The organism is Shewanella sp. 11B5 (assembly GCF_002836795.1).
GTDB classification, from domain to species: domain Bacteria; phylum Pseudomonadota; class Gammaproteobacteria; order Enterobacterales; family Shewanellaceae; genus Shewanella; species Shewanella frigidimarina.
The window spans coordinates 1-512 of the sequence record NZ_PJAP01000010.1 but is presented as its reverse complement, the minus strand read 5'-3'; the positions used below and the strand labels follow the sequence as shown (position 1 = coordinate 512).

The following is a 512-nucleotide window of genomic DNA, read 5'->3' as shown; positions in this document are numbered from 1 at the left end:
ATTGATCCCTGATGATTTACAAAAACTGAAACATGAATAATTAAGAATACCACCTATTTTTGTACAATTTTAATTGGCCAAATCACAAACGATTAGCTTAAGAGTTGTACAAACAACTACCGTAAAAAAGAAAATTCCTATAGCATAAAGTTTAACAATTAATCCGAATGCACATCGACCAAACCTAGAAAACAATTTATATCTGATAAACAACTCAACACATAAATACTAAATATTGAATAACAACTGAGGCATCCGTGGATAAATCACAAATAGCGATTTTTATTTCCTTAGGAAGTTTGTTAATTTCAGCTCTCGGCTTTGTATTCGCAATACGCCAATCAAAGATTAATCGGAAGTTAGAAAAAATAAGGGCTTATGACAAGGTATACCATGACGCATCTGATTTATTGTTATACGACTATAAAAAACAATTAGGAAAACTATTTGAAAGTGAAGATAAGTACTTAGAAAAAGCTGTAAATGAATATGCTAGTGCACATTGGTTAGAG

General features: G+C 30.7%; 1 protein-coding gene. It reads left to right on the top strand.

Features of this window, described 5'->3' with window-relative positions:
• Nucleotides 1-257 precede the first annotated feature (257 nt).
• The coding region (locus CXF78_RS00080) for a hypothetical protein (RefSeq protein WP_145991264.1) at nt 258-512 on the top strand (255 nt) is incomplete at its 3' end.